This is a genomic window from Methylobacterium sp. WL103 (assembly GCF_008039885.1).
Lineage (GTDB): Bacteria > Pseudomonadota > Alphaproteobacteria > Rhizobiales > Beijerinckiaceae > Methylobacterium > Methylobacterium cerastii.
In genome coordinates, this window is record NZ_VRUX01000203.1 from 1 (window position 1) to 6,937 (window position 6,937).

The following is a 6,937-nucleotide window of genomic DNA, read 5'->3' on the forward strand; positions in this document are numbered from 1 at the left end:
GCCGCCGGCCGCGGCCGACGCGTCCGTTTCTGCGGCCGGCGCGCAGCCGGGGGGCGAGAACTTCGTCCTCGTCGGCAATCCGCCGGCGGCACCCGCTCCGAAGACGCCTCCGCGAAAGCCCTCGGCCGACCATACCGGGCAGGGGGTGATTCTCCTCGTCGAGGACGAGGATCCGGTCCGCGCCGTCAACAGCCGCGCGCTCTCGGCCCGCGGCTACACCGTGCTCGAGGCCGCCTCCGGCATCGACGCGCTCCACATCGTGCGCGAGGGCGGCCATCAGATCGACCTCGTCGTCTCCGACGTGGTGATGCCGGAGATGGACGGCCCGACCCTGCTGCGCGAGATTCGCAAGCACCTGCCGGACCTCAAGGTGATCTTCGTCTCGGGCTACGCCGAGGACGCGTTCCGCAAGAACCTGCCCGAGGGCGAGACCTTCAACTTCCTGCCCAAGCCCTTCAGCCTCAAGCAGCTCGTCGAGACGGTGAAGGCGACGATGGCCGAGCCGTAAGGCGGCGGGCAGGCGCGGAAAAGGCTCCCCCGTGGGCCGATTTCGTCCTTGCTGGACAAGAACAAAACAGGTACATCAAATGCAGGTTCCGGCGCATTGAGATGCGCGCCCAACCCCTGCATAAGGATGCCGAACGATGGCTCAGGCCGCACTGAAAGTGGTGGAAACCCCCGGCATGGTGGACAAGGACAAGGCGAAGGCGATCGACGCCGCGCTGTCCCAGATCGAGCGGGCCTTCGGCAAGGGCTCGATCATGCGGCTCGGCAAGAACGACAAGATCGCGGAGGTCGAGACCGTCTCGACCGGCTCGCTCGGCCTCGACATCGCGCTCGGCGTCGGCGGCCTGCCGCGGGGCCGCGTCATCGAGATCTACGGGCCGGAATCCTCGGGCAAGACCACGCTCGCGCTCCACACCATCGCCGAGGCCCAGAAGACGGGCGGCGTCTGCGCCTTCGTCGATGCCGAGCACGCCCTCGATCCGATCTATGCGCGCAAGCTCGGCGTCCAGCTCGACGACCTGCTGATCTCGCAGCCCGATACCGGCGAGCAGGCGCTCGAAATCACCGACACGCTGGTGCGCTCCGGCGCCATCGACGTGCTCGTGGTCGACTCGGTGGCGGCGCTGACGCCCCGCGCCGAGATCGAGGGCGAGATGGGCGACAGCCAGCCCGGCCTCCAGGCGCGCCTGATGAGCCAGGCCCTGCGCAAGCTCACCGGCTCGATCTCGCGCTCGAAGTGCATGGTGATCTTCATCAACCAGATCCGGATGAAGATCGGCGTGATGTACGGCAGCCCGGAGACGACCACCGGCGGCAACGCGCTGAAGTTCTACGCCTCGGTCCGCCTCGACATCCGCCGCATCTCGACCCTGAAGGATCGCGACGAGGCGATCGGCAACCAGGTCCGCGTCAAGGTCGTCAAGAACAAGGTCGCGCCGCCGTTCAAGCAGGTCGAGTTCGACATCATGTTCGGCGAGGGCGTGTCGAAGGTTGGCGAGCTGATCGACCTCGGCGTCAAGGCCGGCATCGTCGAGAAGTCCGGCGCCTGGTTCTCCTACAACAGCCAGCGCCTCGGCCAGGGCCGCGAGAACTCGAAGGGGTTCCTGCGCGACAACCCCGAGATCGCCGGCAAGATCGAGGCGTCGATCCGGCAGAATTCCGGGCTCGTCGCCGAGAAGATCCTCGAGAACGCCAAGCCGACCGAGGACGAGCTCGACGAGGGCGAGGCTTAAGTCCCGCACCGCCTCGAATCAGCCATCCAGAACGAAGAAGCGCGCCGGCCCGAGAGGGCGGCGCGCTTTTTCGTGTCAGGGCCAACGAATCGAAAAGCGCCGGGCGAGTAAATCTCAGGCCGAAAAGCCCGTCGGCTCGAACAGAAAATCGTCCACCGTCGGGATGCTGACCGAAAGCCCGGCATAGGCCGGCTTCGACAGGCGCCACGGGCGCTCGGCGCGGGCGCGGATCGCCTCGGAGGGACGCAGGCGGCGCAGCGAGCCCTCCGGCTCGACCTCCTCCACGGTGAGGAACCCGTAGACCTGCAGGCGGGACGCGATGAGCTTGGTCTCGCGGTCGCCCGCGGCCACCGTGAGCGTCCCCGTGGCGTAGACCGCATCCATCAGCGCGCGCTGCTCGGACCGGCGCCGGGCCTGCCCCTCGCGCACCCCGCCCTCGTACGGCAGAGGCCGGCCCGCGGCGGCGATCCGCCGGAAGGGGACGACGTTCTCGGCCGCACTCGAAACGCTACCCATACGCATCACCCTGACCGTCGACATCGCGAACCGCCGGGGGCGCAGCGCGCCGCCCCGACGAAGCGGAGAATTCGACCAATCGCTTTAATCTTCCGTGAGCGATGTCGGCCCGCATCCGGCACGACCTGCCCCGATCCGGCACGCCACGCCCGGATTGACGGGCCGCCCCGCACGGGGAACACAGCACCGCATCGGGCGGAGACGAGGATTTCGGGGCGATGCGGGGACGCGTTCTGGCGGTTGCGGAAGCCTCGGCCCCGGGCCTCGTCGCGGGCGACGACGGACGCCGCTACGCCTACGGCCTGACCGACCTGCGCAGCGCCGCCCCGCGCGCCGGCGAGGCGGTCGACTTCCAGGTCGAGCCCGGATCGGGCGATTCGGCCCGGCCGATCGGAACGGCGCGCGACCTGTACCTGATTCCCGGCGTCGTGCCGGCCTTCGCGGAGGCTCCGACGCACCCGGTGGCGCTCCACGGCGCACCCAAGCCGGACTGGACGCGCTTCTATCTCAGCCCGAACGGACGCGTCACCCTCGGCGACTACTGGCTCTACGGCTTCCTCGTCCTGTTCGCCGTCAACCTGCTGCTGGGCTGGATCCCGGTCTTCGGCCAGATCGCTTCGCTCGTCGCAGCCTGGGCCGGCATCGCGCTCGCGACCAAGAGGTGCCACGACGTGAACCGCAGCGGCTGGTGGAGCTGGCTGCCGATCGTTCCGCTCGTAGCGGGGTTGGCAGCGGTTCCCCTGGCACTGTCGAACGCCGGAGACGCCGCCGTCGCGGTCGTCGTGGTCAGCAGCCTCCTCGCCCTGATCGCCGGCGCATGGCTGTTCTTCGCCGTCCTGATCCGCCAGGGCGACCCGGGCGACAATCGCTTCGGCCCGCCGCCGCCCCGCATAAAACCTTAACCTCTCGTCGGAGGCGAGATTATCGGCCGGAAACCATTGACCCACCCGGCGATGGAGGCTAGAAGCGCGCCACTTCGAACGGCCCGGGGGCTGCTGACGAGGCTGGGCGACAAGCCCGACCGACCGTCGACGACGCGCCGAACCACCGTCGAAGGCTCACATCGCCTGACGTCCTCGTCAGATCAGTAGGTACGAGCGCGCCTGCCTCAACAGGGGTGCTCCTCTGCCGACAGCGCGCCAAGGGTCCTCACCGACCCCTGGCGCATATTCGTTTTGCGGATCTCCCTTCGGGGGCATTCGTGGGCGGCTCCGCAGGGAGCCACGTTACGTCGCACGGGATCGCGCAGCGCCGCGATCCGGAGGAAGAGGGCACCAGATGCCGACGATCAACCAGCTGATCGCGCAGCCGCGGAAGATCCAGCGGAGCCGCAACAAGGTGCCGGCGCTCAACGCCTGCCCGCAGAAGCGCGGCGTCTGCACCCGCGTCTACACGACGACCCCGAAGAAGCCGAACTCGGCGCTCCGCAAGGTCGCCAAGGTCCGCCTCACCAACGGCTTCGAGGTGATCGGCTACATCCCCGGTGAAGGCCACAACCTTCAGGAGCACTCGGTCGTCATGATCCGTGGCGGCCGCGTGAAGGACCTTCCGGGCGTGCGCTACCACATCCTGCGCGGCGTGCTCGACACGCAGGGCGTCAAGAACCGCAAGCAGCGCCGCTCCAAGTACGGCGCCAAGCGTCCGAAGTAAGCACGACTCGCCCAGACGTTTGGTCTGGGCGGACATCACGGCATTCCACTGCCTCGTAAGGATGTCGCCGGCGCTCCGAAGGGAGTTGCTCAAGGCGGCCTGCGCGGGGTGCTTAGACTCTTTATCGTTCGAAAGAACCCGCCATGTCCCGTCGCCATTCCGCCGAGAAGCGTGAGATCATCCCCGACCCGAAGTACGGGGACATCGTTCTCACCAAGTTCATGAATTCGATCATGTACGAGGGCAAGAAGTCGGTCGCCGAGCGGATCGTCTACGGCGCCTTCGAGATCGTCGAGAACCGCGCCCGCGCCAACCCGATCGAGGTGTTCCGCGCGGCCCTCGAGAACGTCGCACCGATGATCGAGGTGCGCTCCCGCCGCGTCGGCGGCGCGACCTACCAGGTTCCCGTCGAGGTCCGTACCGAGCGCCGCCAGGCGCTGGCGATCCGCTGGCTGATCCAGGCCGCCCGCGGCCGCAACGACCGCACCATGGTCGAGCGCCTGTCGGCCGAATTCCTCGATGCCGCGAACAATCGCGGCAACGCCGTCAAGAAGCGGGAAGACACGCACCGGATGGCTGAAGCCAACCGCGCCTTCTCGCACTACCGCTGGTAAGCGGCCCGACGCCCCTTTCGGAGAGATCCCGATGCCCCGCACCCACGCGATCGAGGACTACCGCAACTTCGGCATCATGGCCCACATTGATGCCGGCAAGACCACGACCACCGAGCGGATCCTCTACTACACCGGCAAGTCCCATAAGATCGGCGAGGTCCATGAGGGCGCCGCCACCATGGACTGGATGGAGCAGGAGCAGGAGCGCGGCATCACGATCACGTCCGCCGCGACGACGTGCTTCTGGCGCGAGAAGCGCCTGAACATCATCGACACGCCCGGCCACGTCGACTTCACCATCGAGGTGGAGCGCTCGCTTCGCGTGCTCGACGGCGCGGTGTGCGTGCTCGACGGCAACCAGGGCGTCGAGCCCCAGACCGAGACCGTCTGGCGCCAGGCCGACAAGTACGACGTGCCGCGCGTCGTGTTCGTCAACAAGATGGACAAGATCGGCGCCGACTTCTTCAAGTGCGTCGCCGACATCATCACGCGCGTCGCGGGCAAGCCGGTCTGCCTGCAGCTGCCGATCGGCGCCGAGAGCACCTTCCGCGGTGTGATCGACCTGATCAAGATGAAGGCGATCGTCTGGTCGGGCGAGGCGCTCGGCGCCAACTACGACGAGGAAGAGATCCCGGCCGACCTCAAGGATCAGGCGGTCGAGTATCGCACCAAGATGATCGAGGCCTGCGTCGAACTCGACGACGAGGCGATGACCGCCTACCTCGACGGCGTCGAGCCGAGCGAAGAGACCCTTCGCATGCTCGTCCGCCGCGCCGTGCAGCTGCGCGCCTTCCACCCGGTGCTCTGCGGCTCGGCGTTCAAGAACAAGGGCGTGCAGCCCCTGCTCGACGCGGTCGTCGACTACCTGCCGTCTCCCGCCGACCGCGGCGAGATCAAGGGCCTCGACTTCAAGACCGAGGAAGAGATCGTCCGTCATCCGACCGACAGCGATCCCTTCTCGATGCTCGCCTTCAAGATCATGGACGACCCGCATGTCGGGACGATCACGTTCTGCCGCGTGTACTCGGGCAAGATCGAGTCGGGCGCCAACGTGCTCAACTCCTCGCGCGACAAGAAGGAGCGCGTCGGCCGCATGCTCCTGATGCACGCCAACAACCGTGAGGACGTCAAGGAGGCCTTCGCCGGCGACATCGTCGCCCTGGCCGGCCTCAAGGACACCCGCACCGGCGACACGCTGTCGGACCCGGTCAAGGTCGTGATCCTCGAGAAGATGGAGTTCCCCGAACCCGTCATCGAGATCGCGGTCGAGCCGAAGTCGAAGGCGGACCAGGAGAAGCTCGGCATCGCGCTCGCCAAGCTCGCGGCCGAGGACCCTTCCTTCCGCGTCTCCACCGACCAGGAGTCGGGCCAGACCATCCTTCGCGGGATGGGCGAACTCCACCTCGACATCAAGGTCGACATCCTGCGCCGCACCTACAAGGTCGACGCGAACATCGGTCAGCCGCAGGTGGCGTACCGCGAGAAGCTGACCCGCCGGACCGAGATCGACTACACCCACAAGAAGCAGACCGGTGGTACCGGCCAGTTTGCGCGGGTGAAGTTCGTGGTCGAGCCGAACGAGCCCGGCAAGGGCTTCGAGTTCGCCTCGAAGGTGATCGGCGGCGCGGTGCCGAAGGAGTACATCCCGGGCGTCGAGAAGGGCCTCAACTCGGTCCTCGGCGCCGGCATCCTCGCCGGCTTCCCGGTGGTCGACATCAAGGTGGAGCTGATCGACGGCGCCTACCACGACGTCGACTCCTCGGCGCTGGCCTTCGAGATCGCGTCCCGCGCGGCTCTCCGCGAGGCGCTGCAGAAGGGCGGCTCCGTGCTGCTCGAGCCGGTGATGAAGGTCGAGGTCGTCTCGCCGGAAGAGTATACCGGCTCGGTGATCGGCGACCTCAACTCCCGCCGCGGCCAGATCCAGGGCCAGGACATGCGCGGCAACGCGAACGTCATCAACGCGATGGTGCCGCTCGCCAACATGTTCGGCTACGTGAACCAGCTGCGCTCCTTCTCGCAGGGCCGCGCCAACTTCACGATGCAGTTCGACCACTACGAGGAAGTGCCGCGCGGCGAAGCCGACAAGGTCATCGCCAAGTACGCCTAGCTCCAGTACGCGTAAGCCGATCCTCGACATCCCATCCGCGTCGCCGGCCTGACCGCAGGCCCGGCGCGCACCACTCACCGAACCGGAGGCTACCATGGCCAAAGAGAAGTTTGCCCGCACGAAGCCGCACTGCAACATCGGCACGATCGGTCACGTCGACCACGGCAAGACGTCGCTGACGGCAGCGATCACGAAGGTCCTGGCGGAGTCCGGCGGGGCGACGTTCACGGCCTACGACCAGATCGACAAGGCACCCGAGGAGAAGGCGCGCGGGATCACGATCTCGACGGCGCACGTCGAGTACGAGACGG

The 6,937-nt window shown here is 67.4% G+C and carries 8 protein-coding genes; 7 read left to right on the forward strand and 1 reads right to left on the reverse strand.

Annotation, left to right across the window (positions count from 1 at the left end; all coding sequences use genetic code 11):
- On the forward strand, window positions 1–508 hold a 508-nt coding region (locus tag FV222_RS13570; protein ID WP_246685457.1), incomplete at its 5' end, for a response regulator.
- Between the two features lie 136 nt (window positions 509–644).
- Window positions 645–1,739: a recombinase RecA gene (gene recA / locus FV222_RS13575; RefSeq protein ID WP_147754337.1), complete on the forward strand. Its 1,095-nt coding sequence runs from the start codon at window positions 645–647 to the stop codon at window positions 1,737–1,739.
- A gap of 114 nt (window positions 1,740–1,853) precedes the next feature.
- Here recA and FV222_RS13580 read toward each other — a convergent pair whose 3' ends face one another.
- Window positions 1,854–2,255 carry a hypothetical protein gene (locus tag FV222_RS13580; protein WP_147754338.1) on the reverse strand — a complete coding sequence of 134 codons (402 nt, stop codon included), beginning with the start codon at window positions 2,253–2,255 and terminating at the stop codon, window positions 1,854–1,856.
- Window positions 2,256–2,473: 218 nt separating this feature from the next.
- On the opposite strand from FV222_RS13580, the gene FV222_RS13585 reads away from it, so the two are divergent.
- From FV222_RS13585 to FV222_RS13605, 5 genes are all read left to right on the forward strand, one after another.
- The gene (locus FV222_RS13585) at window positions 2,474–3,157 is read left to right on the forward strand and encodes a DUF805 domain-containing protein (RefSeq protein ID WP_147814654.1); all 684 of its coding nucleotides are present in this window, start codon (window positions 2,474–2,476) and stop codon (window positions 3,155–3,157) included.
- A 376-nt stretch (window positions 3,158–3,533) separates the two neighbouring features.
- The gene (gene rpsL / locus FV222_RS13590) at window positions 3,534–3,905 is read left to right on the forward strand and encodes a 30S ribosomal protein S12 (protein WP_066927123.1); all 372 of its coding nucleotides are present in this window, start codon (window positions 3,534–3,536) and stop codon (window positions 3,903–3,905) included.
- Window positions 3,906–4,048: 143 nt separating this feature from the next.
- Window positions 4,049–4,519 (forward strand): 30S ribosomal protein S7, encoded by a 471-nt coding sequence (rpsG, locus tag FV222_RS13595; protein ID WP_147728202.1) that lies wholly within the window; start codon window positions 4,049–4,051, stop codon window positions 4,517–4,519.
- Between the two features lie 31 nt (window positions 4,520–4,550).
- Entirely contained in the window at window positions 4,551–6,626 is a 2,076-nt protein-coding gene (gene fusA / locus FV222_RS13600; protein ID WP_147754335.1) for an elongation factor G, read from the forward strand.
- A 94-nt stretch (window positions 6,627–6,720) separates the two neighbouring features.
- On the forward strand, window positions 6,721–6,937 hold a 217-nt coding region (locus FV222_RS13605; RefSeq protein ID WP_246685427.1), incomplete at its 3' end, for a GTP-binding protein.